The sequence below is a fragment of the Lysobacter solisilvae genome (genome assembly GCF_016613535.2).
Classification (GTDB): domain Bacteria; phylum Pseudomonadota; class Gammaproteobacteria; order Xanthomonadales; family Xanthomonadaceae; genus Agrilutibacter; species Agrilutibacter solisilvae.
On record NZ_CP071518.1, the window covers coordinates 131867 to 156796 of the forward strand.

Genomic DNA, 24930 nt, shown 5'->3' on the forward strand with positions numbered 1-24930 from the left:
ACCGCCGCGGCGATGACCGCACCGTGGCCGTCAGCAGCGCTGCGCGGACTCCACGCCGGGCAACGCCGCCAGCTTGCCCAGCAGCGCCGACAGCTGCCCGTAGTCGCTGACCCGCAGGCGCGCATGCAGACGCACGCGCGCACCGTTGCGCTCCAGCTGGCTGCTGATGCTGGCGACGTGCGCGTTGGCCTGGGCGATGACGTTGCTGACTTCCTTCAGCAGCCATTTGCGGTCCAGCGCCAGCACGTCGATGTCGACTTCGTACCCGCTGCCCTTGCGTCCCCACTCCACCGGCAGCACGCGCTGCGGCTGCGCGCCGGCCAGGCGCAGGTAGGCGGCACAGTCGGGGCGGTGGACGCTGACGCCGCGGCCGCGGGTCAGGTAGCCCACGATCGGTTCGCCCGCCACCGGTTGGCAGCAGCGGGCGAGCTGGACCAGCAGGTTGCCCACGCCCTCCACGGTGAACTCGGTGCTGCGCCGGGCCGCCGGCCTCGGAGCGCGGCTTGGCGTGATCGGCGGCGCCGGTTCGCTCGGCGAGGCGGCGGCACGCTCGTGTTCCAGCAGCAGGCGGCCCACCTGGTGCGGCCCCAGGTCCCCGAGCGCGACCTGCACGAACAGGTCGTCGTCGCCGGCGAGGGCAAAGCGCTCGCGCGCGGGAGTCAGGTCGGCCCCGAGCAGACCCAGGCGGCGCAGTTCCTTCTCCAGCAGTTCGCGGCCCGCCTGCACGTTGCGGGCGCGATCGAGCTAGTGGAACCACGCCCGCACCTTTTCGCGCGAACGGCTGCTGGCCAGGAAGCCGTTGGCCACCACCAGCCAGTCGCGGCGCGGCTCGCCCGTCTTGGCGGTCAGGATTTCCACGCGGTCGCCGCTGCGCAGCTTGTGGTCGAGCGGCACGATGCGGCCGTCGACCTTGGCGCCGCGGCAGCGGTGTCCGACCTCGGTGTGCACGTGGTAGGCGAAATCCAGCGGCGTGGCACCGGCGGGCAGGTCGATCACCTCGCCCTTGGGCGTGAGCACGTAGATGCGGTCCTCGACCAGCTCGTTGTCGAACTCGCCGCGCAGCGCGCCTTCGCCACCGTCGGCATGCGATTCGAGCAGGCGCCGCATCCAGGGCGATCTTGCGGTCGAAGGCGGCGTCGGCGCTGTGGCTGCCGGCTTCCTTGTACTTCCAGTGCGCGGCCACGCCCAGTTCGGCCTGGCGGTGCATCTCGAACGTGCGGATCTGCACTTCCAGCGTCTTGCCTTCCGGGCCGATGACAGCGGTGTGCAGCGAGCGGTAGTCGTTGCGCTTGGGGCGCGCGATGTAGTCGTCGAACTCGCTGGGGACCGGCACCCAGGTGGCGTGCACGACGCCCAGCGCGGCATAGCAGCCGGCGATGTCGTCGACCAGCACGCGCACGGCGCGCAGGTCGTAGAGTTCGCTGATCGGCGCGTCCTTGCGGCGCATCTTCTTCCAGATGCTGTAGATGTGCTTGGGACGCCCGGCGACCTCGGCGCGCAGCCCCTGGGCGGCCATCGCGTCCTGCAGGGTGCGCCTGACCTGCTGGATGTAGCGCTCGCGATCGCCGCGCTTCCTCGTCGAGCAGGCGCGCGATCTGCTTGTAGGTATCCGGCTCCAGGTGCCGGAATGCCAGGTCCTCCAGCTCCCATTTCAGCTGCCAGATGCCCAGGCGGTTGGCCAGCGGCGCGTGGATGTCGCGCGTGAGCTGGGCCAGGGCAACCCGCTCGGCCAGTGGCAGATGCGCCGCCTGGCGCATCCGCGCCAGCTGGCGCGCGAGCAGGATCGGCACCACGCGCAGGTCGCGCACGATCGCCAGCAACAGGCGCCGCAGGCCTTCGCTGCTGGCCTGCGATCCCTGCTGGGCATGCAGCGACCACACCTGCTGTGCAGCCTGCTGCCCGTCCAGCAGGGCGGCCACGGTTGGATGGGATTTCTCCAGGCCGGCCGGCCGCACCGGAACGAACGCATGCAGGATGGCCGCGGCCAGCGTCTCGCCGTCGGCCCCCAGCCTCACCAGGGTGTCCAGCGTGATCTCCAGCACCGGTTCCGGGTCACGCCGCGCGATGGCCTCGCCGGTGGCGAGCGCCCGTGCGACCGCGTCCTGCAGGTCAGGCACGATCGACTGCAGCACCGCCGGGGCGACCGACGACAGGCCCAGGCGGGCCAGCAGTGCATCCAGATCGGGCGGGGCGGAAGATTCCATCACCAATACCGCGGCGGTACGGGTCCAACGTGGGGTCGGTCTACACTAGCCGGCAACCGACCCGAGGAACAGCACATGGCCTTGCTACCGTCGTACCGCCGCTCCATGGCGACATGCGCATCGCGCATGAGCCTGTCGTTGATGATCGCGAGCTGCCTGGCCCTGGCGCCGGCCGCCGCCTTCGCGCAGGCGCCCATCGAGCAGCAGATGACGCCGGAACAGTTCAAGGCCGCCGGGCTGGACAAGCTGTCGACGCAGGAACTGGCCAATCTCAACGCGTGGCTCAACAACACGCTCGAAGTGGAAACGACCAAGGCCGCCGCGGTCGCGAAGGAAAAGGTCGAAACCGAGAACCGCGGCTTCGCCACCTTCGGCCGCAGCGATCCGATCGAAGCCCGGCTGGTCGGCGAGTTCCGTGGCTTCGCCCGGGGCCGCAGCTACACGCTCGACAATGGCCAGGTCTGGCAGCAGGTCGACGACGCGGTGCTGCACGGCGTGCGCATGACCGACCCGCAGGTGCGCATCAAGCCGGCGCTGGTCGGCAGCACCTGGTACATGACCGTCCAGGGCCGCAACACCACCGCCACGGTGCGCAGGATCAAGTAAGCCCGCCGCGCGGTACGACGGCGTCGCTGCGGCGGCGCTGTCGTGCCACTGTCGCCGGATTGCAGGCGTCCGTGAAACGGATCCGGCGAGCCGCATCGACACGCCGTGAACAGGCCGGGGCCACAATGCAGTCCGCCCCTGAACGAGTGACGCCCATGCAGATCCGGCTGGCTTCGGTGACGGTCGACGACCAGGACAAGGCGCTGCGCTTCTACACGCAGGTGCTGGGCTTCCAGCTGGCCAACGACATTCCCATGGGCGAGTTCCGCTGGCTCACGGTCAGCGCGCCCGAAGGTGCGCAGGGCGTTGAGCTGGTGCTGGAGCCGATGGGCTTTGCCCCGGCCCGCGACTACCAGCGGGCCCTGTACGAGGCCGGCATCCCGGCCACCGCCTTCCTCACCGACGACATCCAGGCCGAGGCCGCCCGTCTGCGCGCGGCGGGCGTGGTCTTCCGCAGCGAGCCCACCCCGATGGGCGCGATCACCACGGCGCTGTTCGAGGACACCTGCGGCAACCTGATCAATGGTGCAGCCGCCGCCCGGGTGAGCCTGACTAGCGCAGGGCGGCCAGCTTCTGGGCGAGCTTCTTCGGCGACACGCCCCCGCGCGTGCCCAGTTCCTGCGCAAACAGCGACACGCGCAGTTCCTCCAGGTCCCAGCGCAGCGCCTGCCAGCCCGGTGTGTCGTCCTCGCCCGCGGCCTGCGCGGCGCGCAGCGCGTCCACGAAGGGCTTGAGCTCGAGCATGCGCGCCTGGTCGCGGGTGGGATCGCGCAGGGCGCGTTCGCCGCGCAGCGACAGCGCCTTGAGGTAACGCGGATACTCGCGCAGCACGGGGGGCCGGCACATCGCGCAGGAAGCCCGGCGGCGCCAGCAGCGACAGGTGCATCCACATGTCGTCGAGGTTGCCGCGGGCCCAGCCCATCAGGGGCGACTCCAGCGTCGCGCGCACTTCGGCGATCGCGGCGAGGATGGCTTCGGCCTGGCGCAGGCGTTCCATGGCTTCGGGGAACAGCGCCTTGGCCACGGCATCGCGCCGGGCGGCGAACGCCGCGGCGTCGCGGATGGCGTCCAGGCCGTCGGCCGTCAGCGCCTGGAAGGCGCCGTCGACCAGGTCCAGGCGCAAGCGGTCGCCGTCCTTCAGGCCGTCGGCGCGCGGCGCGTGCGACTCGATCGCCGCATACAGCAGGCCGGTCTTCGGCGCGACGGGCAACTGCTTGCGCGCCTGCCGGAGCTTGTCGGCCAGTGCCAGCGCGAGCAGGCGGCGCACGCCGTGCGGATGCGCCTCCACGGCAATCTCGCGCTGGGCGTGCACGCGCAGGGATGCGCTGTCGCCGTCGTCGTGCAGGGCCGGATAGGCCGGCACGCCGCCCGCGCCGGCCACGGCTACGGGGATGGGCGTGTCCGGAAAACTGGTGAGCGCCTGGCGCGCCAGACCCTGCGCCGCGCGCGCGGCGAACGCGTCGGCGGCCCGCTGCCCGAACTGCTGGCGCAGCGCATCCAGGTCACGCGATTCGGCCAGCACCGACTTGCCGTCGCGGTCCAGCAGCCGCAGGTTCATGCGCAGGTGCGGCTCGAGCGCGGTCTCGTCGAAATCGGTGGCCGCCACCGCCACGCCGGTGAGCATGGCCAGGAACCGCGCGAGCTCGCCGGACATCGCGTCGGCCGTGGGCTGCGCATGCGCCTCGACGAAGGCGCGGGCGAAATCGGGCGCCGGAACGAAGTTGCGGCGCAGCGTCTTGGGCAGGCTGCGGATCAGCGCCGCGGCCTTGTCGGCAGCGAACCCCGGCGCCAGCCAGGTCAAGCGGGCCGGGTCCAGCGCGTTGAGCAGGTGCAGGGGCACGGCCAGCGTCATGCCGTCGTCCGGCGCGCCCGGGTCGAAGCGGTAGACCACCGCCAGGCGCACGTCACCCAGCGCCAGATACGGCGGGAAGCGCGCGGCCTCGGTTTCGCCGCCGATCATCAGATCATCGAGCGACCACTCCAGCGCGGCCTTCTCCGCCGCGGGCAGCTTGCCGAACCAGGCATCGAGCGCCTGCGCGTTGTGCACGTGGGCCGGCAGGCGGTCCAGGTACCACTGCGCCATCCAATCCTCGTCCACGACCAGGCCGGCGCGACGCTGCTTGGCTTCCTCCTCGCGCGCCTTCTCCAGCGTGGCCAGGTTGCGGGCGAGGAAGGCCACGCGGGTGTTGATCTCGCCGGTCACCAGCGCGTCGCGGGCGAACAGCACCCGGCTTTCTTCCGGGTACAGCGCGCCGTAGTGGACCGGACGCTTGGGCGCCAGCACCAGGCCGAACAGGCTGATCTGCTCGCTGCCGACCACGCGGCCCTGCGAGCGCGACCAGCGCGGGTCGTGATGGCGGCGCGCCAGCAGGTGCGGCAGTTCCTGGATCGCCCAGTCCGGCTCGATGGCCGCGTTGGTCAGCGCCCACACGCGCTCGGTGTCGAGCACGGTCGCCGCCATCACCCACGGCGGCGGCTTGCGCGCCAGCGGGGAGCCGGGGAACAACTGGAACTTGCGGCCGCGCGGACCGTCATACACGCCCTTGTCGCCACGCAGGCCCAGCTGCGTCGGCAGGCCGGCGAGCAGCGCGCGATGCAGGGTCGCGTAGGCCGTGGACTCGGGCTGCTCCAGGGTGCTGCTGATCGGCCAGGCCAGTTCATCGCACAGCAGGCGAAGCTGGCGGTGCAGCTCGCGCCACTCGCGCATGCGCAGGAACCCCAGGAAGTGCTTCTCGCACCACGCGCGCAGTTTCGACTGCGTCAGTTCCTCGTGCGCGGCGTGGTAGGCGTCCCACAACTTCAGGATGCCCACGAATTCCGAACGCGGATCGGCGAACAGCGCGTGCGCGTTGTCGGCCGCGGCGCGCTGGTCGGCGGGCCGCTCGCGCGGGTCCTGGATGCCCAGGAACGCGGCGATCGCCAGCATCTCGCGGAGGCAGCCGTGCTGGTGCGCCGCCACCAGCATGCGGGCCAGCTTCACGTCGACGGGCAGGCGCGCCATCAGCTTGCCAGTGGCGGTCAGCTGCCGGGTGTCCTTCGCCGCCAGGTCGACCGCGCCCAGTTCGGACAACTGCTGCCAGCCGTCGGCGACCGCGCGCGGATCGGGCGGTTCCAGGAACGGGAAATCCTCGATCCGGCCCAGCCCCAGCGACAGCATGCGCAGGATCACGCCGGCCAGCGCGGCGCGGCGGATTTCCGGGTCGGTATAGCGCGGCCGCGAGAGGAAATCGGCTTCCGAATACAGGCGGTAGCAGATGCCTTCGGCGACGCGGCCGCAGCGGCCCTTGCGCTGGTCGGCGCTGGCCTGCGAGATGTCTTCGATGTGCAGCCGGTCGAGCTTGCCGCGCGGGCTGTAGCGCTTGACCCGGGCCAGGCCCGGGTCGACGACGTAGCGGATGCGCGGCACCGTCAGCGAGGTTTCCGCGACGTTGGTCGCCAGCACGATGCGCCGTTTCGGGCCGGGGTTGAACACGCGGTCCTGGTCGCGCACCGACAGCCGCGCGTACAGCGGCAACACCTCGGTTTCGCGGTACTTGCGCCGCTCCAGCGCCTGGTGCGCATCGCGGATCTCGCGTTCGCCGGACAGGAAGATCAGCACGTCGCCGCGGGGGTCCTCGCGGGTGATCTCGTCGCAGGCGGCCAGGATGCCGTCGTTGACGGTCCGCTCGCCCTCCATTGCCTCGCCGGCGCGCGGCGGCCGCGCAGTCGGCGTGTCCGGGGTCGCGCCGTCCAGGGGCCGGTAGCGCACGGACACCGGATAGCTGCGGCCTTCGACGTTCACCACCGGCGCGTTGTCGAAGTGCGCGGCAAAGCGCTCGGTGTCGATCGTGGCCGAGGTGACGATGACCTTCAGGTCCGGCCGTTTGCGCAGCAGCTGCTTGAGGTAGCCCAGCAGGAAGTCGATGTTGAGGCTGCGCTCGTGCGCCTCGTCGATCAGCAGGGTGTCGTAGCGCGACAGCCAGCGGTCGGTCTGGATTTCGGCCAGCAGGATGCCGTCGGTCATGAACTTCACCGCCGTCTGTTCGCTGACGTTGTCGGTGAAGCGCACCTGGTAGCCGACGAAGCCGCCCAGTGGCGTGGCGAGTTCTTCGGCGACACGCCGCGCCACCGCACGGGCGGCGATGCGGCGGGGCTGCGTGCAACCGATCATGCCGCCGGCGCCACGTCCGGCGGCCAGGCACAGCTTGGGCAACTGGGTGGTCTTGCCCGAGCCCGTTTCACCGGCGATCACCACCACCTGGTGGCGCCGGATCAGGTCGACGATGCGGTCGGCCTCGGCGGCGATCGGCAGGGACGTGTCCACCGGCGCCGCCGGCAACGCTGCCGCGCGCGCTTCACGCTGCCCCACCGATGCGGCCAGCGCCTGCGCGAAGGCCGCCTGCGCCGCCGCATCCGCGGGCGCGCCCGCCCAGCGCGACCACAGGCCGTGCAGGCGGCCGCGGTCGCGGCTCATCGCGCCGTCGATCGCCCGCCGCGCCTGGGCCAGTTCGGGCGTGAGCGGTCCGGCGGCTTCGCGCCCGGCGGCGCGCGGCTGGCTCCGACCCCGCCGGGGGGCCTTCCTGGCATGTGCATCGATAGGGTTCATCTATCCAACCAACAGGAACAATTCACTTCAACGGCCGGGCGCGCAGGGCTATTGTCACCGCTCGACCCCCTTCCAAGGAGATGCGCATGGCCAAGACCGGAACTTCCAGGGCGGCCTCCTCCAAAGCAGCCCCGTCCAGGGCAGCCCCCACCAAGGCCGCCGTCGAAGCGGCGCCCGCGATCGATATCGGGATCAAGGGGCCCGATCGCAAGAAGATCGCCGACGGCCTGTCGCGCTTCCTGGCTGACAGCTTCACGTTGTACCTGAAGACCCACAATTTCCACTGGAACGTGACCGGCCCGATGTTCAACGCGCTGCACATCATGTTCGAGGGCCAGTACAACGAGCAGTGGGTGGCGCTGGACGAGACGGCTGAACGCATCCGCGCACTGGGTTTCAACGCCCCGGGGTCCTACGTCGAATTCACCCGGCTGACCTCGATCGCCGAGGAGCGCGGCCTGACGGACACAGCGGAATGGCGCGAGATGGTGCGCCAGCTGGTGGTGGGCAACGAGGCTGTCGCCCGCACGGCGCGCGAAGTGCTCAAGACCGCCGATGCCGGTGGCGACGATCCCACGGTCGACCTGATGACCCAGCGCCTGCAGGTGCACGAGAAGAACGCCTGGATGCTGAGGTCGCTGCTGCAGTAGCGCCTCCGGCAGGTCCTGCGGCCGCCGCCGACGCCGCCGCGGGATCGATTCCCACCGCCGTGCGCGGCGGCGTTCTCGCGCGGACTGCGACAGGGATTGGGTAACCTTGTGCGCATGTCAGACGCCGCCCTCGACCTGCTCCAGCGCATTTTCGGCCACCGCCAGTTCCGCGGCGAACAGGCGCAGATCGTGGCCCAGGTGGCCGGTGGTGGCGACGCGCTGGTGCTGATGCCGACCGGCGGGGGCAAGTCCCTGTGCTACCAGCTGCCCGCGTTGCTGCGCGAGGGCTGCGGCATCGTGGTCTCGCCGCTGATCGCGCTGATGCAGGACCAGGTGGAGGGGCTGCGCCAGCTCGGCGTGCGGGCGGCGTACCTGAATTCCACCCTGGATGCCGGCCAGGCGTCGGATGTCGAACGCGCGCTGCTGGCCGGCGAGCTCGACCTGCTCTACGTCGCCCCCGAACGCCTGCTCACGCCGCGCTTCCTGTCCCTGCTCGACCGCGCGCAGATCGCCCTGTTCGCCATCGACGAGGCGCACTGCGTCTCGCAGTGGGGCCACGATTTCCGCAAGGAGTACCGCGAGCTCACCGTGCTGCACGAGCGCTGGCCGCAGGTGCCGCGCATCGCGCTGACCGCCACCGCCGACGCCCCCACGCGCGAAGAGATCGCCGAGCGGCTCACGCTGGAGCCGGCCCGCACGTTCGTCAGTTCCTTCGACCGTCCCAACATCCGCTACACCATCGTCCACAAGGACAACGGCGTGCGGCAGCTGCAGGATTTCCTGGCCGCCCATCGCGGCGACAGCGGCATCGTCTACGCCTTCTCGCGCAAGCGGGTGGACTCGATCGCCGAACAGCTGCGCGAAGCCGGCGTCGACGCCCTGCCCTACCACGCCGGCATGGATTCGGCGGCGCGCGCCGCGAACCAGCGCCGCTTCCTGCAGGAAGACGGTGTGGTGATGGTGGCCACCATCGCCTTCGGCATGGGCATCGACAAGCCCGATGTGCGCTTCGTCGCCCACGTCGACCTGCCCAAGTCGATCGAGGGCTACTACCAGGAAACCGGCCGCGCCGGCCGCGATGGCGAGGCCGCGCACGCGTGGCTGTGCTACGGGCTGGGCGACACCGTCAACCTGCGCCAGCTCATCAACCAGTCCCAGGCTGGCGAAGAGCGCAAGCGCCTGGAGTTGCGCAAGCTCGACGCGCTGCTGGGCTACTGCGAATCCACCGCCTGCCGCCGCCAGTCGCTGCTGGGCTGGTTCGGCGAGCCGCACGCGGGCGCCTGCGGCAACTGCGACAACTGCCTGGATCCGCCGCAGACCTGGGACGGCACCCAGGCCGCGCGCAAGGCGCTGTCCTGCGTCTATCGCACCGGCCAGCGCTTCGGCGCGGCCCACGTGATCGACGTGCTGCGCGGCGTGCCCGGCGACCGCGCCACCCAGCTGGGCCACGACACGCTCAGCACCTGGGGCATCGGCGCCGATCTCGACGAGCGGCAATGGCGCAGCGTGTTCCGGCAGCTGGTCGCCCACGGCCTGCTGGAGGCCGACGAACACGGCGCGCTGCGCCTGACGGCGGCCAGCGGAGCGGTCCTGCGGGGCGAGCAACCCCTGCATTTCCGCGTCGATCCGCCCAAGGCGGCGCGGCGCAGCCGGCGCGACCGCGACGCGCGCGAGAAGGACGCCGACTTCGACCTGCCCCCCGAGGCGCTGCTGCGGTTCAACGCCCTGCGCACCTGGCGCTCGGCGGCCGCCAAGGCGCAGAACGTCCCGGCCTACGTCATCTTCCACGACAGCACCCTGCGCGCCATCGCCACCCACGCGCCGGAAGACCTCGACGAACTGGCCCGCATCCCGGGCATCGGCGCAGGCAAGCTGGAACGCTACGGCGACGACGTGCTGCAGCAGTTGTTCGACGCGGCCTGAGGTAGGGAACGCGGGTGCGCGCGGCTGCCCGCAGCCGCCGCGCGGGCCGCTCATGGATGGTGTGGCCGTGGGCGCGTGCGCGCGCCGAGGACGAAGGGGCATCGGCCGGGGGCGTGGCGGAAGGCCTCGACAGGATTCCGGAAGCCACCACGGCCTTCCCGAAGACGCTACGGCCTTCCGGAACGGCCTTCCCGAAGACGCTACGGCTTTCCGGAAGGCGCTACGGCCTTCCCGAAGACGCCTGGGGCCTCCAGAAGGCAAATATTGGATTCCGGAATCCGGAAAAGGGATTCGGGAATGCGAAATCCGGATTCGGGAATACCGATTCCGGATTCGGGAGGGCGATTTTCGGACTCCCGAATCCTGCCCGGGATTCGGGCAGCCGGATTCCGGACTCGGGAATACCGATTCCGGATGACGGAAGGCATTTTTCGGATTCCGGAGTCCCGCAAAGCCTGCGGGAAGGCCAATCCAGGATGCGCGAAGCCGAAATCCGACTCCGGCCCGGCTGCGGCCTCTGCAGCAAGCACGGAGCCCGCCATGGAAAGCGGGTGACGCAGGCGCCCAGAAGGCAACCAGCAGGCCGACCAGAAAGCCGCCCCGAGCGCACGATCCGTAAGTGGTGGGTCGTGACGGATTCGAACCGTCGACCAGCGGATTAAAAGTCCGATGCTCTACCGACTGAGCTAACGACCCAGATTGTTGCGTGCCGGCCGCGAAGGCTGGCGGTGGCCTCTGGAAACGGGCGGCGGCGCGGCCGGGCCCGGAGCCGGCTGGCCGGGGCGCGCATTCTAGCGCAGGCCGGGTCCGGCCGCAGTGGCCGTACCCGGAGTCAGGCGTAATGGGTGGGGTCGGCCACGCCCGCGGTGGTGAAACCCTCGGCGCGCAGGCGGCAGGCGTCGCAGTGGCCGCAGGCGCGTCCGTCGGCGTCGGCCTGGTAGCAGGAAACCGTCTGGGCGAAATCGACGCCCAGGCGCAGGCCTTCGCGGACGATGTCGGCCTTGCTCATGTGCTGCAGCGGCGCGTGGATGCGCAGGCCCGCGCCTTCCACCCCGGCCTTGGTCGCCAGGTTGGCCAGGTGCTCGAAGGCCTCGATGAATTCCGGGCGACAGTCGGGATAGCCCGAATAGTCGACGGCGTTGACGCCGCAGAAGATGTCGCTGGCGCCCAGCACCTCGGCCCACCCCAATGCCACCGACAGCATGATCGTATTGCGCGCCGGCACGTAGGTGACCGGGATGTCGGCGCCGATGACATGGCCGTCGTCGTCCACGGGCACGGCGATGTCGTCGGTCAGCGCGGAGCCGCCGATGCTGCGCAGGTCGACATTCACCACCTTGTGCGCGACGGCGCCCTGCGTGCGCGATACCGTGGCGGCGGCGTCGAGCTCGGAGGTGTGGCGCTGCCCATAGCGCACGCTCAGCGCATGCACGGCGAAGCCCTGCTCGCGCGCGATGGCGAGCACCACCGCCGAATCCATTCCGCCCGACACCAGCACGACGGCGTTCTTCATGTGACCAGACTCCAGGGCGCGCGCGGCGCCGACGTTGCGTGGACGTGGACGGCCGGCCTAGCGACCGCGCTCGTCGTTCCAGAGGATCTTGTGCAGCTGCATCTGGAAGCGCACCGGCAGGCGGTCGGCGACGATCCAGTCGGCCAGTTCACGCGGCTGGACCTGCCCGAAACTGGGCGAGAACAGCACCTCGCAGGTGTCCTGCAGGCGGTGTTCGGCGACGACGTCGCGGGCCCACTCGTAATCGGCGCGCGAGCAGATCACGAACTTGACCTGGTCGTGCGCGGTGAGCTGGGCCAGGTTCTCCCACAGGTTGCGGTGGACTTCGGCCGAACCGGGCGTCTTGATGTCGAGCACGCGCGACACGCGCGGGTCGACCGCGGCGATGTCCAGTGCGCCGGAGGTTTCCAGCGACACCTCGAAGCCGGCATCGCAGAGCTGCTGGAGCAGCACCAGGCAGCGCTTCTGGGCCAGCGGCTCGCCGCCCGTGACGCAGACGTGGCGCACGCCCTGGCGCCGGACCTGCTCGACGACGTCGTCGATGGTCCACCAGTCGCCGCCGTGGAAGGCGTAGGCGGTGTCGCAGTACTGGCAGCGCAGCGGGCAGCCGGTGAGGCGCACGAACACGGTGGGCCAGCCCGCCTGGCGGGCCTCGCCCTGCAGCGAGAGGAAGATTTCGGTGATCTTGAGGCGGTCCGCGGAGGCGGCCACCTCGGTCGGTACGGCGCTCATGCCGCCATTGTACCGTGCGTCCGCGTCCGGCCCGGTGGCCAGAGGGCGGCCGAAACCCGCGGATTCAGCGCTGCATCTGGCCCAGCTGCATCGCGCTGAGGCGATCGGAGGCGGTGCGTGCCGCGTCGGTGCCCGGGTAGCGGGAGACGACTTCGTTCAGCGCCGCCTGTGCGCCGTCGAAGTCGCGGGCGCCGTACATCGACAGCCCCACCTTCAGCAAGGCACCGGGGGCCTTGTCGTGGGTCGGGTAGCGATCGATCAGCATCTGGAACTGCTCGCGCGCCAGGGTGTAGTTCTGCGTGACGTAATAGCTTTCGCCCAGCCAGTACAGGGCGTTGGGCGCGAAACTGCCGCTGGGGTACTGCGCCAGGAAGCCCTGGAACAGTTCAGCGGCCTGGGCGTACTGCCCGGCCTTCAGGGCGCCGAAGGCTGCGTCGTAGGCGGCGCGTTCACCGGCACCCTGCGACAGGGCGCCCGGATCGCCATAGACAGCGGGCTGGCGGTCCTGCGGGACGGGGGCGGCGGCCTTGGGGGGCGTGGCCGGGGTCGTGACCGGCGTGGCAGGCGGCGTGATCGGCGCCGCACCGCCCTCGAGCCGGGCCAGCCGGCTGTCGAGATCGATGTACTGGCTCTTGCTGGACGACAGCAGCTGCTGGTTCTGCTGCTGCAGCTCCTCAACCTGGGCCTGCAGCGTCTGCACCTCGGCACGCAGCTGGTTGAGCTGGTTGAGCATGTCCACATTGGCCTGGTTGTTGGCGGCCCGCGCCTCGAGCGTGGCCACGCGGTCGGCCAGGCTGACGCGCTGGGCGTGGGCCGGCGCGGCGAAGGCCAGGGTCAGGGCGACGGTGGCCAGGAGAAGACGAGGGCGCAGGGCAGGACGCATGGCGGCTTTCCGGAAAATGGCGAGGACGAAGCAGATCTTGCGCGCCCGGGATCAACGGGGCCTGAGCGCGGTGCCGGATGGAACGACGGCCGACCCCGAGGGGCCGGCCGTCGCGCTCCAGCAGGGCGAATCAACGCGCGGTGTAGACGATCTCGACGCGGCGGTTCTTGGCCCAGCAGTCTTCGGTCGAATCGGTGCAGGTCGGGCGCTCTTCGCCGTAGCTGCTGACCATGACCTGCGAGCCCGAGCCGCCGTTGGCCTGGATGCCCGAGGACACGCCGTTGCCGCGGCGCTCGCCCAGGCCCTGGTTGTACTCGCGGCTGCCGCGCTCGTCGGCGTGGCCTTCAAGGGTCATGCGCGAGGACGGACGGTCACGCAGGTACTTGGCGTGGCAGGCGACGATGGCCTGGAACTCGGGACGCAGCGAGTCCTGGTCGAAGTCGAAGTACACGACGCGCTGGCGCAGGCAGGCGTCGGTGTCCAGGTCTTCGGGACCGTAGGCGCCCGGCGTGGTCGGGGTCTCGGTGACCGGAGTGGTGGTGCTGGGACCGGTGTCGGCCGGCGGAACTTCCTTCACTTTCTTCGAGCAGGCCACGGCCGTGGTGCACAGCAGCGCGGCGACCAGAATGCGGGCGGTGTTGTTCATGGTGTCCTCGTCTATGAGCTTGGAAACAGGGGGATGGCGCGGGTTGGCGATCGTGCTTTTTTAGGATCGTGCTTTTTCAAGATCGTGCTTCTTCAAGATCGGGTGCTTCTTGAAGATCTTGCTTCTGCAATCGTTCCATTGAAACGGTCTGCAGTCGCGGCGGAACGGATCGCTGACTCGCGCAGCGGTGGTGCCATCGGTGGCGCGGAGCGGCGGTGCATCCGAGGCGCGCCGCGCACCGTGTGGTTCGGGTGGTGGGTTCTTCGGACTCAGGGATTCGGACGACCACGGAACGGGCCCCACGCCGGTTCGCGCACGTCGCCATCGGCCAGTACCAGGCGCTGGCGCACGCGGGCGTCGGAGGAAACGGCGTACAGCACGTCCCGGCGGCCTTCACGGGCAGCATAAAGGATCATCATTCCATTGGGTGCGAAGCTGGGCGACTCGTCGAGCGAGCCGGGGGAGAGGTTGGTCCAGCTGCCGCCCACGCCGCGATCCATCATCGCGATGCGGTAGTTGCCCCCGCCCTGGGTGACGGCGATCTTCTTGCCGTCCGCCGAGACGGTCGGGTCGGCGTTGTAGCTGCCCTGGAAGGTGACGCGCGAGGCACCGCCACCGGAGGACGGCACCTGGTAGACCTGCGGCTTGCCGCCACGGTCGGACACGAAGTACAGGCTGGCGCCGTCGCCGCTCCACACCGCCGAGGTATCGATCGCGGAGTGGTTGGTGATCTGGGTCAGCGCGCGGCTGCCCAGGTCCATCACGTAGATCTCCGGGTTGCCGCTCTTGGACAGCGTCAGTGCGAGTCGCCGGCCATCGGGCGAGAACGACGGAGCGCCGTTGATGCCGCGGAACCTGGCGATGTGCTCGCGCGCACCGCTGGCGATGGTCTGCACGTAGACCGACGAGTTGCCGCCCTCGTAGCTGACGTACGCCAGGCGGCCGCCATCCGGGCTCCACGCCGGCGATAGCAGCGGCTCGGTCGAGCGCACGACGGTCTGCGGGTTGAAGCCGTCGCTGTCGGCGACCATCAGCGCATAGCGCGCACCCTTGCCCACGCCCGATGCGGTGACATAGGCGATGCGGGTGTAGAAGGCGCCGCGGACGCCGGTGATCTTCTCGTACACCGCGTCGGCGACCTGGTGGGCGACGTCGCGCATGGCGTTGGCGCGCGCGGTCAGCGCGTACCCCAGCAGGCGCTCGGTGGGCTTGGCCGTGTCGAACAGTTCGTACTCGACGCGGAAGCCGCCATCGCCGGTGTCGGCCACGCGTCCGACCAGGATGTAGTCCTGGTTGAGGGCGGTCCAAGTGGGAAAGTTGATCTCGCTGCCGCGCGAGGGCCGCTCGACGATGTCCTGCGGCGGCAGGCTGCGGAAGGCGCCGGACCGGTTGAGGTCGGCGGCGACCACCTGGGCGATGTCGGTCTGCATCCCGGGCGCCCCCTGCATCGGGATCACCGCGATCGGCGTGGCCGACGCGTTGCCACCGACGATGTCGATGTCCAGGCCGCCCGATTGCGCGTGGGCCGCGAGCGGCATGAGGAGGACGAGCAGGCGGGTCAGCCAGGCGAGAGGTCGATTCATCAGTGCTCCATGCCAGATCCGGGATTGATCTGTTCAGGTTTGGGGGAATTGTTAACAGCTACCCGGTGAACGCTGGCTCAAAGCTGAACCAGCTGAACGTGCCAACTGACTAGCGGTCTTCGGCACGGAAGTTGAGGTTGAGCTGGCGCGCGAACACCGACTCGAAGCCGGCGTACGGCAGCGGCTGGGCCTTGAGGACGGCCGCCTCGACCGATCGCCGGCCCTGTTCGTCCAGCGCGCAGGGGGAGGCGACTTCGGCCGACATGACCTGCCCGCCCGGCAGCTGGCGGATGATCACGCGGCACTGGCTGCCCACCGCCACCGACTCGGGGCGGGTCCATTTCGACAGCACGGCGGCCTGGATCGCCGCGACGTAGCGGGCCCGCAGGCCGTCGTCCTGCCCGCCCGCCCCGGTGGCGGTGGCATCGGCCTGGGCCGCCGCTTCGGCGGCATTGCCCGCGCGGACCTGCGCCAGCTGCTGCAGGCGCTGCTCGGCCAAGTCGGCCTCGCGGGCGGCGGCGGCGCGGCGGCGGCGGATGTCCTCGAGCTGCTTCTGGCGCTGGCGCTCCATTTCGGTCAGCCGCTCCTGGCGCTGGGCGGCCTGCTGGCGCTCCTGCTCGGTCAGGTCCACCTGCTCCTGGCGCTGCTTGGCTTCCTGGACCTTGTCCTCGGTGGCCGGCGTCGGCGTGGGCTGGTCGGTGACTTCGGCCTGGTCGACCTCGTCGGGCACCGGGATGAAATCCTGTGGCTGCGGCTGCTCCTCGACCGGCTCGGGGAGCGGCTCGGGCAGTTCGGGCTCGGGTTCGGGTTCCGGCTCGGGCACGGGTTCGACGATGGGCTCGGGCTTCTGGCGCAGGGTGCGCTGCATGGCCGCGGACAAGTCGCTGGTGGCCATCAGCTCGGCCGAGATCGCGCCCGCGGCCGCCGGCGCGCCGCTGCGGGTCCACCACATGCCGGCGAACAGCAGCAGGAACAGCAGCACGTGCAGCGCGATGGCAAGGCCAAGGGCGCGCGCGGTATCGCCCGGAGTTTCCTTCATGGCTGCGCCCCGCCGGACGCACCGGCCAGGCGGACCGCGACCATGCGGGCGGATCCCTCGATCACTTGGCGGCACCCTGCTTGGGCTGGCTCATCAGCCCGATCTTCTTGACCTGCGCGCGCTGGAGCAGCTCCATCACGTTCATCACGTCCTGGTACTTGCCCTCGCCGTAACCGGCGACGAAGACCGACGCGTCCTGGTTCTGGGCGACGATCGCGCGCACGCGCGCCTCCAGGCCCTGGGCGGTGACCGTTTCGTTCTGCCCGGCCTTCACCGCCAGGGCGAGCGCGCCGTCGGGATACACGCTGACGACGATCGGGTCCTCTTTCGCGTTGACCGACTTGGCGTTCGAGCGCGGCAGGTCGACGTCCACGCCGAGCGTCAGCAGCGGCGCGGTGACCATGAAGATCACCAGCAGCACCAGCATCACGTCGATGTAGGGGACGACGTTGATCTCGGCCTTGAGCTTGCGCTTGCGATGGCGGCGCATGGAAAGGGCGGTCATGGCGTGTTCCTCGTAAATCCTGGTCAAACAGCCCGGTCAAACAGCCCGGTCAACAGCCGGGTCAACGGCCGGGGCGGGCCGTCGGGGTCGTCATTCGTCCACGTGCGCCTGGCGCTGCAGGATCGAGGAGAACTCCTCGGCGAAGGCGTCGTAACGCACGGCCAGCCGCTCGACGCCATTGGCGAAGCGGTTGTAGGCCCAGACGGCGGGGATGGCGACGAACAGGCCCATCGCGGTGGCCAGCAGCGCCTCGGAGATGCCCGGTGCGACGTCCTTGATGCCCACCTGCGCGCCGCTGGCGAGCAGGCCGTGCATCGTCACCATGATCCCGAACACGGTGCCGACCAGGCCGATGTAGGGCGCGGTGGAGCCGATGTTGGCCAGCAGTTCCAGGTTGTGCTCCAAGCCGTCGATCTCGCGCGAGCCGGTCGCGCGCATCGCCCGCTGCGCGCCTTCGAGCTGCACCCGCGCGTCGGTGCTCCTGCGCTGGCGCAGGCGGTCGAACTCGCGGAAGCCGGCCTCGAAGATGGATTCCAGGCCGCCGATCGGACCGCGGCCCTGGGTGGCGCCGGCATAGAGCTTGGTCAGCTCGGCGCCAGACCAGAAGCGTTCCTCGAAACGCTCGGCCTCCTTCTGCGCGCGGGCGATGACGCTGCGCTTGCGGAAGATGATCACCCATGACACGACCGAGGCGACGATCAGCAGCGCCATGATCAGCTGCACGGGGAGGCTGGCGTCGAGCACGAGCTGCAGCAGGTTCAACTCGCTGCCGCCCGGCGCGGCGGCGACGCCGGCGACGGCCTGCTGCGCCAGTTCCGCGGACTGCGCGGGCGCATCCTCGGGCAGCGCTTCGACGGTGGCCTGCATGGCGATGAGGGTTGCGGGGGTCATTCGTCGTTCTCCACCAGGGCGTTCAATTCGTCATACAGCGGTTGCGGGATGGGCGCGGGACGGAAGTCGATGCCCAGCGCCGCCACGCGGACCTGGGCGGTGAGCAGCAGGTCCGGACCACGCCGGATCTGCTGGCCGAACACCAGGCTGGCGCGCCGGCACTCGCGGACGCGGGCGGTGACTTCCAGCGCATCGTCCAGCCGCGCCGGTTTCAGGAAATCCAGCTGCATCGCGCGGACCGCGAACAGCAGGCCGTATTCGCGCCGCAGCAGGTCCTGGCCGTAGCCCTGCGCACGCATCCATTCGCTGCGCGCGCGCTCCAGGAACGCGACGTACTGCGCGTGGTACACGACACCACCGGCGTCGGTATCTTCCCAGTAAATCCGGACAGAGTGGCTGAACATGCGTTAAGAAACGGCGCTCACGGGAAGGGGGATTGCGAAGAAGCCAGGGCATGCGATCGCGGTGCGCGCGCTGCGGGAGATCTTGACAGGCCCGCTGCGGCATTGGTCATGACCATTGCACGGGCGATCGAGAACTGCGGGGCATGCACGGTGGGAAGTGCGAACTCCAACCGTCCGCGAGCACCGGCGACGTGCTGCTGCGTGGCCGATCGCGCCCGCAGACCGGCGCGGCGCACTCACGTGGCCTGTTCCTCGTTCCCCGGTTCCTGATTTGGGGTGTCCAGCCTTTCGGCGAACAGGTCCTTTGCCCCCGCCTTGGGCCTGAAACCCATGTGGCGATAGGCCTTGGGCGTCGCCATCCGGCCGCGTGCCGAGCGCACCAGGTACCCCTGCTGGATCAGGTAGGGCTCGATCACGTCCTCGAGGGTGCCGCGCTCCTCGCTGAGCGCCGCGGCCAGGGATTCCACGCCCACCGGGCCGCCGTCGAAGGCTTCGATGATCGTCGTGAGCATGCGACGGTCGAGGTCGTCGAACCCTTCCGCATCCACCTTGAGCATCTTCATCGCCGAGTCGGCGGTCTCGCGCGTGATCGCACCGTCGGCCCTGACCTGCGCGTAGTCGCGCACGCGGCGCAGCAGGCGGTTGGCGATGCGGGGCGTGCCGCGGGAGCGGCGCGCGATCTCCGCGGCGCCATGCGGGTCGCAGTCGATGCCCAGGATCTGCGCGGAGCGACGCACGATGCGGGTCAGCTCTTCGGCGCTGTAGAACTCCAGGCGCTGGACGATGCCGAAGCGGTCGCGCAGCGGCGCGGTCAGCAGGCCGGCGCGGGTGGTCGCCCCGATCAGGGTGAAGGGCGGCAGGTCGAGCTTGATCGAACGGGCCGCCGGGCCCTCCCCGATCATGATGTCGATCTGGTAGTCCTCCATCGCCGGGTACAGCACCTCCTCGACGACGGGCGACAGGCGGTGGATCTCGTCGATGAAAAGCACGTCGTGCGGCTGCAGGTTGGTCAGCAGCGCGGCCAGGTCGCCGGCCTTCTCGATGACCGGACCCGAGGTCTGGCGCAGGTTCACGCCCAGTTCGTTGGCGATGACGTGGCTCAGCGTGGTCTTGCCCAGTCCGGGCGGGCCGAAGATCAGCACGTGGTCGAGTGCCTCGCCCCGTCCCCTGGCCGCCGAGATGTAGATCTGCATCTGTTCCCGCACGGGCGCCTGGCCCAGGTACTCGTCCAGCCGCCGGGGCCGGATCGACGCTTCGATGGCGTCCTCTTCGCGGGTGGCGGCGGGCGAGACGATGCGTGGGTCGGTCATGGGGGGATTGTGGGGCAGAAATGAGGGGGAGAGGAGTGAGAAATGAGAGAAAGCATCAGCCGGCGCCAAGGGATGGCTTTTCCTCTCTTCTCACTCCTACCCCCTGACTCCTGCGCTTCAGATCTCGACCTGCGCGCCCAGCTCCACCAGCCGATTGCTCGGAATCCGGAAGAAGCCCGTGGCGGGGGCGGCATTGCGATGCATGACCGCGAACAGCTTGTCGCGCCACACCGGCATGCCGCGGTGGCGGCTGGCGATGACGGTCTCGCGGCTGGCGAAGTACGTGGTGTCCATCGGATCGAAATGGATGCCGCCCTGGTCGCAGCTGCGCATCAGCGCGAGCGGGACGTCGGGCGTCTCCATGAAGCCGAAGCGGATGACCACGCGGTAGAAGTCCTCGCCGCCGATGGAATCGATCTTGAGGCGACGGTCGCGCGCCGCGTAGGGCACGTTGAGCGTTTCCACCGTCAGGAAGGCATTGCGTTCGTGCAGCACCTTGTTGTGCTTGAGGTTGTGCAGCAGTGCATGCGGCACCACGCCGGTCTGCGCGGTCATGAACACGGCGGTGCCCGGAACGCGCACCGGTGGCGCCAGCATCAGGCCGGGCAGGAAGGTGTCGAGCTGGATGCCCTCCTTGCGGATTTCGGCGTGCAGCAGCTCGCGGCCGCGGCGCCAGGTGCGCAGCACGGTGAACACCAGCAGGCCGAGCACCACCGGGAACCATGCGCCGTCGAGGAACTTCACGCCATTGGCCACCAGGAACGCCAGCTCGATGACCGCGAACAGCACGCACAGCGGCAGCACCCAGGTCCGATGCCGGGGCCAGGTGGCGCGGGCCACCAGCGCCAGCAGCAGGGTGTCGATCAGCATCGTGCCCGACACCGACACGCCGTAGGCAGAGGCCAGCGCCGTCGAGGTCCGGAAGGTCAGCACCAGGGTGATCACCGCCAGCATCAGCGTCCAGTTGATCGCCGGGATGTAGATCTGCCCGATGGTTTCCTTGGAGGTGTGCTTGATCTGCATGCGCGGGATGTAACCCAGCTGCATCGCCTGCCGCGCCACCGAATATGCCCCGGTGATCACCGCCTGCGACGCGATCACCGCCGCGGCCGTGGCCAGCACGATCATCGGGTACAGCGCCCACTGCGGGATGCCCAGGTAGAAGGGATTCTTCGCCGCGGCGGGGTTGTCCAGCAGCAGCGCGCCCTGCCCCAGGTAGTTCAGCATCAGTGCCGGCAGCACGAAGAAGTACCAGCCATAGCGGATCGGCTTGGCGCCGAAATGGCCCATGTCGGCGTACAGCGCCTCGCCGCCGGTGACCGCCAGCACCACCGCGCCCAGGATGAAGATGCCGTGCCAGCCGTGCTCGATGAAGAAGCGGGCGCCCCACAACGGGTTGAAGGCCTTGAGGACTTCCGGGCTCTGTCCGATGTTGTGCAGGCCGATCGCGGCCAGGGCCGCGAACCAGAGCAGCGTGATCGGGCCGAACACCTTGCCCACCTTGTGCGTGCCGAAGCGCTGGGTGGCGAACAGCGCCATCAGCACCAGCACGGTCAACGGCACGACATAGGCATGCAGTTTCGGGGCGGCCACCTCCAGCCCTTCGATCGCCGACAGCGTGGTGATCGCGGGCGTGATCACACCGTCGCCGAAGAACAGCGACGCGCCGAAGATACCCAGGATCCCCACCGCATACGCGGAACGCGAGCCCTTGCCGAGCGTGCGCTGGGCCAGCGCCATCAGCGCCATGATGCCGCCCTCGCCTTCGTTGTCGGCGCGCATGATGATCGTCACGTACTTGAGCGTGACCACGATCATCAGCGCCCAGAAGATCAGCGACAGGATGCCGAGCACGGTGTCGTGGTTGGCGACCAGGCCGTAGTGCGGCGTGAACGCTTCCTTCAGCGTGTACAGGGGACTGGTGCCGATGTCGCCGAAGACGACACCGATCGCACCGACCACCAGGCCCGCGAGGCCGACGCTGCCGTGCCCGTTGTGGCCGTGCGAAGGGGTGGAACTAGCGGTACTGGCCATGGGCCTTCCGGGAACGTGCGGGGTCGGGCGGGCTGGACGGACGGGCCGGCTCAGCGGAGCGCGGACTGTAGCGCTTTGCGGATGATGGTGGCAGCGTCATCGCCGGCGGCGACCGCGGCCGCGGCCATGCGGACGGCCTCGGCGGGCTTGTAGCCCAGCTGCTGGAGGGCGCTGACCGCCTCGGATTGGGGATCATGCGGGCCGCCGCCGGCGTTCAGCGTCGCGCCCACGCCGGCCAGGTCGGCCGCACGGTCACGCAGTTCCACGACCATGCGCTCTGCTGTTTTCTTGCCGATGCCCGGGATGCGCGTCAGCGCGGTGATGTCGCCGGACTGCACCAGGCGGGCGAATTCGTCCACGGACACGCCCGAAAGCACCGCCAGCGCGATCTTCGCGCCGATGCCGGTCACCTTCTGCACGTCGCGGAACAGCCGCCGCTCGCCCTCGCGCAGGAAGCCGTACAGCGAGACGCTGTCCTCCTTCTGCGCATAGTGGGTGAACAACGCCACTTCACGGCCGAGCTCGGGCAGGTCGTAGAAGGTGCTCATCGGCGCCTCCAGCTCATAGCCCACGCCGTTGACGTCGACGACCAGCCAGGGCGGCTGCTTGTGGACGATGATGCCTTTCAGGCGACCAATCATTTGCGACCCCAGGCCTGCGTGGTGCTGATCCCCAGCCGCTGCGCGGTGGAGCGTACGTGGGCATGGGTGATGGCGACGGCGAGCGCGTCGGCCGCGTCGGCCTGCAGCTTGCCCTGCAGCCCCAGCATCATGCCCACCATGTGCTGGATCTGGGCCTTGTCCGCGCCGCCGGTGCCGACCACGGCCAGCTTGACCTCCTTGGCGGCGTACTCGTGCACGGGCAGGTCGCGCAGCACCGCCGCGCACAGGGCCGCGCCGCGGGCCTGGCCCAGCTTCAGCGCCGAATCGGGGTTGCGTGCCATGAACACCTTCTCGATGGCGACCTCGTCGGGCCGGTAGGTGTCGAGGATCTCGCCCAGCTGGTCGAGCAGCCGGCGCAGGCGCTGCGGGAACTCGCCCTCGCCCAGCAGCAGCAGCGGCGCGTGGAACACGTGGCGCGGCCGTCCCGTGGTGTCGACGTCGACGATGCCCACGCCCGTGCGCTGCGAGCCGGGATCGATGCCCAGGATGCGGGTCATGGAACCAACTGGACGACGGCAATGCGGGCTGGGAATGGATGCACGACGATGGCCGGGGACGGATTGCGCCGTGCCCATGCGCGGTCTGGCCCGCGGCCATGGCGGTCACCGGCGACCGGGAACGCCCGTTCCGGCCGCCCGATCCCCGCCTCCCGCGCCTGGCTACGCATACGCGTCTTCGCCGAGATCGGCATTCGAATACACGTTCTGCACATCGTCCATGTCTTCCAGCCAGCGCAGCAGCTTGACCACCTGCTGCGCGGTGTCGCCGCTGACGGCGACGTCGTTGTCGGCGCGCAGGGTCACTTCACTGAGCTCCGGCGCCAGGCCAGCGGCTTCCATCGCCGCCTTGACCGCGTTGAAGGCATCGGGCGAGGTGATCACGTCGATCGCGCCGTCTTCCGGGTAGACGACGATGTCGTCGGCGCCCGATTCGATGGCCGCTTCGGTGATCTTCTCCTCGTCCGCGCCGGGCGAATACGAGAGCACGCCCAGCTTGCGGAACATGAAGGCCACCGAGCCATCGGTGCCCAGGTTTCCGCCGAACTTGCCGAAGGCATGGCGCACGTCGGCCACGGTGCGGACCTTGTTGTCGGTCAGGCAATCGACGATGACGGCCACGCCGCCGGGCGCGTAGCCCTCGTAGCGGATTTCCTCGTAGACCACGCCTTCCAGTTCGCCGGTCGCCTTCTTGATGGCGCGCTCGATCACGTCCTTGGACATGTTCACGCCCAGGGCCTTGTCCACCGCCGTGCGCAGGCGCGGATTGCCCGACGGATCGCCGCCACCGGCGCGCGCCGCCACGCTGATCTCGCGGATGATCTTGGTGAAGATCTTCCCGCGCTGGGCGTCCACCGCGTTCTTGCGGGCTTCGATGGAAGGGCCACGACCCATGGATGATTCCGTGCGTGATCTGGAAGGGATGGTTATTTTAGCCCGGGAACGCGGCGCGATCGGGCAGCGATGAAATCGGGCCTCGCCGCGGCACCCGCCGATGGACAGCGCCCAGGCCGCGAGGCGTGCACCGGGCCCTGCGCGACCACGCGCGTCGGTGGCCCTGCTTTCATTTGACCCGGATCAGCGACCCGGCCCGTCGCGCCCGGCCTGGGCCGGCCCCGGTGGGGCCTGCGCGGCGTGGAACGTCCCGTGCTGCAGGAACGCGGACGCCAGCGCCGCCACCTCGGGAGAAAACAGCATGCCGCTGTGGCTGGCGTGCACCACGGCGTGGTCGGCGATCCCGGGCAGGCGCGTCTCCTCGACCGAGACCGAGCCATCGTGCTCGCCCTGGAAGGTGCCGAACAGATGACCCAGGCCCACCGGTGAGGTGCCGGCGATCACGCCCACCTGCGCACGTCCGCTCCATTGCCCGAATCCGCCTTCCAGCAGCGTCGCGGCCCGGCCCAGCGTCACCGCCGACCACGCATGGCGTCGCATGCCCTGCGCCGCACCGCTGCCACGCAGCGGCGAACCCAGGCACAACAGCCGCTCCACCGGCAGTTGCGGGTGCTGGACCAGCGCCTGCATCGCCACCAGGCCGCCCAGGCTGTGGGCGACGACGTGGCAGGGTTCGCGCGCCAGCGTGTCCACGAGCGAGGGCAGCGCCTGGTCGGGCCCCTGCGCGACGCCGTAGTAGCCGAACGTCTCGCACTGGAAACCCGCTTCAGACAACCGCGCGGCCAGCCAGCGCATCACCACGCCGGGCATCCAGATGCCGTGCAGCAGGACGACGCGGCGGATCATGCGGTGCGCGCGTCGCGCCGGTAGATGAACTCGTGGTCGCGCTGCTGGCCGACGATGAACTCGTACTCGCCGGCCTTTTCGAATCCGTAACGGCCATAGAAGCGCTGTGCGCCGAAGTTCTCCGACCACACGCTGATCCAGATCGTGCGCGGACCCTCGCGTTCCAGCCACTCCAGGGCCTGCTCGAACAGGCGGGCACCGGTGCCTGAGCCCTGGCAATCCGCGCGCAGGTACAGACGCTTGAGCTCACCATCCCCTGGCTTCACGTCCGCATGCGGCAGCCCGCTGGGCCCGGCCAATGCATAGCCGATCGCCTCGCCCGCCGTGTCGTGCGCGAGCCACAGCGCGTAGGCCGCGTCGCCGAGCAGCTTCGCGTAGGCCTGCGGGGTGTGTGACTGCTCCAGGAAAGCCTGCAGGTCTTCCTGCGAATACAGGTGGCCGAAGCTTTCCACGAAGGTGCGCGCGCCCAGCGTCGCGAGCGCGTCGGCATCGGCGGGCACCGCGCGGCGGACGACATGCATGG

The 24930-nt window shown here is 69.8% G+C and carries 20 protein-coding genes, 1 tRNA gene and 2 pseudogenes; 4 read left to right on the forward strand and 19 right to left on the reverse strand.

Annotation, left to right across the window (positions count from 1 at the left end):
* Positions 1-30: 30 nt before the first annotated feature.
* Positions 31-2204, reverse strand: a pseudogene (locus tag I8J32_RS00625) (RelA/SpoT family protein).
* Between the two features lie 105 nt (positions 2205-2309).
* Between I8J32_RS00625 and I8J32_RS00630 the strand changes: the two are divergent.
* Positions 2310-2810: a hypothetical protein gene (locus I8J32_RS00630; protein ID WP_200614477.1), complete on the forward strand. Its 501-nt coding sequence runs from the start codon at positions 2310-2312 to the stop codon at positions 2808-2810.
* A gap of 155 nt (positions 2811-2965) precedes the next feature.
* Positions 2966-3271: pseudogene (locus tag I8J32_RS00635) on the forward strand (VOC family protein); the annotation flags it as partial.
* On the opposite strand, the gene hrpA reads toward I8J32_RS00635, so the two are convergent.
* Positions 3160-7263: an ATP-dependent RNA helicase HrpA gene (hrpA, locus tag I8J32_RS00640; RefSeq protein ID WP_455423544.1), complete on the reverse strand. Its 4104-nt coding sequence runs from the start codon at positions 7261-7263 to the stop codon at positions 3160-3162. The pseudogene I8J32_RS00635 and the gene hrpA overlap by 112 nt on opposite strands.
* A gap of 218 nt (positions 7264-7481) precedes the next feature.
* Between hrpA and I8J32_RS00645 the strand changes: the two genes are divergently transcribed.
* Together I8J32_RS00645 and recQ are read left to right on the forward strand one after the other, a co-directional pair.
* Positions 7482-8045: a Dps family protein gene (locus I8J32_RS00645; protein ID WP_200614141.1), complete on the forward strand. Its 564-nt coding sequence runs from the start codon at positions 7482-7484 to the stop codon at positions 8043-8045.
* 114 nt (positions 8046-8159) lie between these two features.
* Positions 8160-9968, forward strand: coding sequence for a DNA helicase RecQ (recQ, locus tag I8J32_RS00650; protein WP_200614142.1), 1809 nt, complete (start codon positions 8160-8162; stop codon positions 9966-9968).
* 620 nt (positions 9969-10588) lie between these two features.
* Here the strand turns inward: recQ and I8J32_RS00655 are convergent.
* The 17 genes from I8J32_RS00655 to I8J32_RS00735 form a co-directional block, all read right to left on the reverse strand.
* Positions 10589-10664, reverse strand: a tRNA-Lys gene (locus tag I8J32_RS00655).
* A gap of 136 nt (positions 10665-10800) precedes the next feature.
* The gene (gene queC / locus I8J32_RS00660) at positions 10801-11481 is read right to left on the reverse strand and encodes a 7-cyano-7-deazaguanine synthase QueC (protein WP_200614144.1); all 681 of its coding nucleotides are present in this window, start codon (positions 11479-11481) and stop codon (positions 10801-10803) included.
* A gap of 57 nt (positions 11482-11538) precedes the next feature.
* Entirely contained in the window at positions 11539-12213 is a 675-nt protein-coding gene (gene queE / locus I8J32_RS00665; protein ID WP_200614145.1) for a 7-carboxy-7-deazaguanine synthase QueE, read from the reverse strand.
* 64 nt (positions 12214-12277) lie between these two features.
* Positions 12278-13084, reverse strand: a complete 807-nt coding sequence (gene ybgF, locus I8J32_RS00670) for a tol-pal system protein YbgF (RefSeq protein ID WP_455423545.1) — start codon at positions 13082-13084, stop codon at positions 12278-12280.
* Between the two features lie 142 nt (positions 13085-13226).
* Positions 13227-13742 (reverse strand): peptidoglycan-associated lipoprotein Pal, encoded by a 516-nt coding sequence (pal, locus tag I8J32_RS00675; protein WP_200614148.1) that lies wholly within the window; start codon positions 13740-13742, stop codon positions 13227-13229.
* A 269-nt stretch (positions 13743-14011) separates the two neighbouring features.
* Positions 14012-15325 (reverse strand): Tol-Pal system beta propeller repeat protein TolB, encoded by a 1314-nt coding sequence (gene tolB, locus I8J32_RS00680; protein ID WP_200614150.1) that lies wholly within the window; start codon positions 15323-15325, stop codon positions 14012-14014.
* 109 nt (positions 15326-15434) lie between these two features.
* Entirely contained in the window at positions 15435-16364 is a 930-nt protein-coding gene (locus tag I8J32_RS00685; RefSeq protein ID WP_200614151.1) for a TonB C-terminal domain-containing protein, read from the reverse strand.
* A gap of 61 nt (positions 16365-16425) precedes the next feature.
* Positions 16426-16869, reverse strand: coding sequence for a protein TolR (tolR, locus tag I8J32_RS00690; RefSeq protein ID WP_200614153.1), 444 nt, complete (start codon positions 16867-16869; stop codon positions 16426-16428).
* Between the two features lie 90 nt (positions 16870-16959).
* Positions 16960-17760 carry a protein TolQ gene (gene tolQ / locus I8J32_RS00695; RefSeq protein WP_200614155.1) on the reverse strand — a complete coding sequence of 267 codons (801 nt, stop codon included), beginning with the start codon at positions 17758-17760 and terminating at the stop codon, positions 16960-16962.
* Positions 17757-18164 (reverse strand): tol-pal system-associated acyl-CoA thioesterase, encoded by a 408-nt coding sequence (ybgC, locus tag I8J32_RS00700; RefSeq protein WP_200614157.1) that lies wholly within the window; start codon positions 18162-18164, stop codon positions 17757-17759. The genes tolQ and ybgC overlap by 4 nt, the downstream gene beginning before the upstream one ends.
* 236 nt (positions 18165-18400) lie before the next feature.
* Positions 18401-19474, reverse strand: a complete 1074-nt coding sequence (ruvB, locus tag I8J32_RS00705) for a Holliday junction branch migration DNA helicase RuvB (RefSeq protein WP_200614158.1) — start codon at positions 19472-19474, stop codon at positions 18401-18403.
* Between the two features lie 117 nt (positions 19475-19591).
* Positions 19592-21508, reverse strand: coding sequence for a potassium transporter Kup (locus I8J32_RS00710; protein WP_200614160.1), 1917 nt, complete (start codon positions 21506-21508; stop codon positions 19592-19594).
* A gap of 50 nt (positions 21509-21558) precedes the next feature.
* A complete protein-coding gene (ruvA, locus tag I8J32_RS00715) occupies positions 21559-22149 on the reverse strand; it encodes a Holliday junction branch migration protein RuvA (RefSeq protein WP_200614161.1) in 591 nt (196 codons plus the stop codon).
* Positions 22146-22667: a crossover junction endodeoxyribonuclease RuvC gene (gene ruvC / locus I8J32_RS00720; protein ID WP_200614162.1), complete on the reverse strand. Its 522-nt coding sequence runs from the start codon at positions 22665-22667 to the stop codon at positions 22146-22148. Before ruvC ends, ruvA begins: the two co-directional genes overlap by 4 nt.
* A 162-nt stretch (positions 22668-22829) precedes the next feature.
* The gene (locus I8J32_RS00725) at positions 22830-23561 is read right to left on the reverse strand and encodes a YebC/PmpR family DNA-binding transcriptional regulator (protein ID WP_200614163.1); all 732 of its coding nucleotides are present in this window, start codon (positions 23559-23561) and stop codon (positions 22830-22832) included.
* A 183-nt stretch (positions 23562-23744) separates the two neighbouring features.
* Positions 23745-24407 carry an alpha/beta fold hydrolase gene (locus tag I8J32_RS00730; protein ID WP_200614164.1) on the reverse strand — a complete coding sequence of 221 codons (663 nt, stop codon included), beginning with the start codon at positions 24405-24407 and terminating at the stop codon, positions 23745-23747.
* Positions 24404-24928, reverse strand: a complete 525-nt coding sequence (locus I8J32_RS00735; RefSeq protein ID WP_200614165.1) for a GNAT family N-acetyltransferase — start codon at positions 24926-24928, stop codon at positions 24404-24406. The genes I8J32_RS00730 and I8J32_RS00735 overlap by 4 nt, the downstream gene beginning before the upstream one ends.
* Positions 24929-24930: the final 2 nt, after the last annotated feature.

Coding starts and splice junctions, on each gene's coding strand:
- I8J32_RS00630 (WP_200614477.1), top strand. CDS start 2,310: ATGGCGACATGCGCATCGCGCATGAGCCTGTCGTTGATGATCGCGAGC.
- hrpA (WP_455423544.1), bottom strand. CDS start 7,263: ATGAGCCGCGACCGCGGCCGCCTGCACGGCCTGTGGTCGCGCTGGGCG.
- I8J32_RS00645 (WP_200614141.1), top strand. CDS start 7,482: ATGGCCAAGACCGGAACTTCCAGGGCGGCCTCCTCCAAAGCAGCCCCG.
- recQ (WP_200614142.1), top strand. CDS start 8,160: ATGTCAGACGCCGCCCTCGACCTGCTCCAGCGCATTTTCGGCCACCGC.
- queC (WP_200614144.1), bottom strand. CDS start 11,481: ATGAAGAACGCCGTCGTGCTGGTGTCGGGCGGAATGGATTCGGCGGTG.
- queE (WP_200614145.1), bottom strand. CDS start 12,213: ATGAGCGCCGTACCGACCGAGGTGGCCGCCTCCGCGGACCGCCTCAAG.
- pal (WP_200614148.1), bottom strand. CDS start 13,742: ATGAACAACACCGCCCGCATTCTGGTCGCCGCGCTGCTGTGCACCACG.
- tolB (WP_200614150.1), bottom strand. CDS start 15,325: ATGAATCGACCTCTCGCCTGGCTGACCCGCCTGCTCGTCCTCCTCATG.
- I8J32_RS00685 (WP_200614151.1), bottom strand. CDS start 16,364: ATGAAGGAAACTCCGGGCGATACCGCGCGCGCCCTTGGCCTTGCCATC.
- tolR (WP_200614153.1), bottom strand. CDS start 16,869: ATGACCGCCCTTTCCATGCGCCGCCATCGCAAGCGCAAGCTCAAGGCC.
- tolQ (WP_200614155.1), bottom strand. CDS start 17,760: ATGACCCCCGCAACCCTCATCGCCATGCAGGCCACCGTCGAAGCGCTG.
- ybgC (WP_200614157.1), bottom strand. CDS start 18,164: ATGTTCAGCCACTCTGTCCGGATTTACTGGGAAGATACCGACGCCGGT.
- ruvB (WP_200614158.1), bottom strand. CDS start 19,474: ATGACCGACCCACGCATCGTCTCGCCCGCCGCCACCCGCGAAGAGGAC.
- I8J32_RS00710 (WP_200614160.1), bottom strand. CDS start 21,508: ATGGCCAGTACCGCTAGTTCCACCCCTTCGCACGGCCACAACGGGCAC.
- ruvA (WP_200614161.1), bottom strand. CDS start 22,149: ATGATTGGTCGCCTGAAAGGCATCATCGTCCACAAGCAGCCGCCCTGG.
- ruvC (WP_200614162.1), bottom strand. CDS start 22,667: ATGACCCGCATCCTGGGCATCGATCCCGGCTCGCAGCGCACGGGCGTG.
- I8J32_RS00725 (WP_200614163.1), bottom strand. CDS start 23,561: ATGGGTCGTGGCCCTTCCATCGAAGCCCGCAAGAACGCGGTGGACGCC.
- I8J32_RS00730 (WP_200614164.1), bottom strand. CDS start 24,407: ATGATCCGCCGCGTCGTCCTGCTGCACGGCATCTGGATGCCCGGCGTG.
- I8J32_RS00735 (WP_200614165.1), bottom strand. CDS start 24,928: ATGCATGTCGTCCGCCGCGCGGTGCCCGCCGATGCCGACGCGCTCGCG.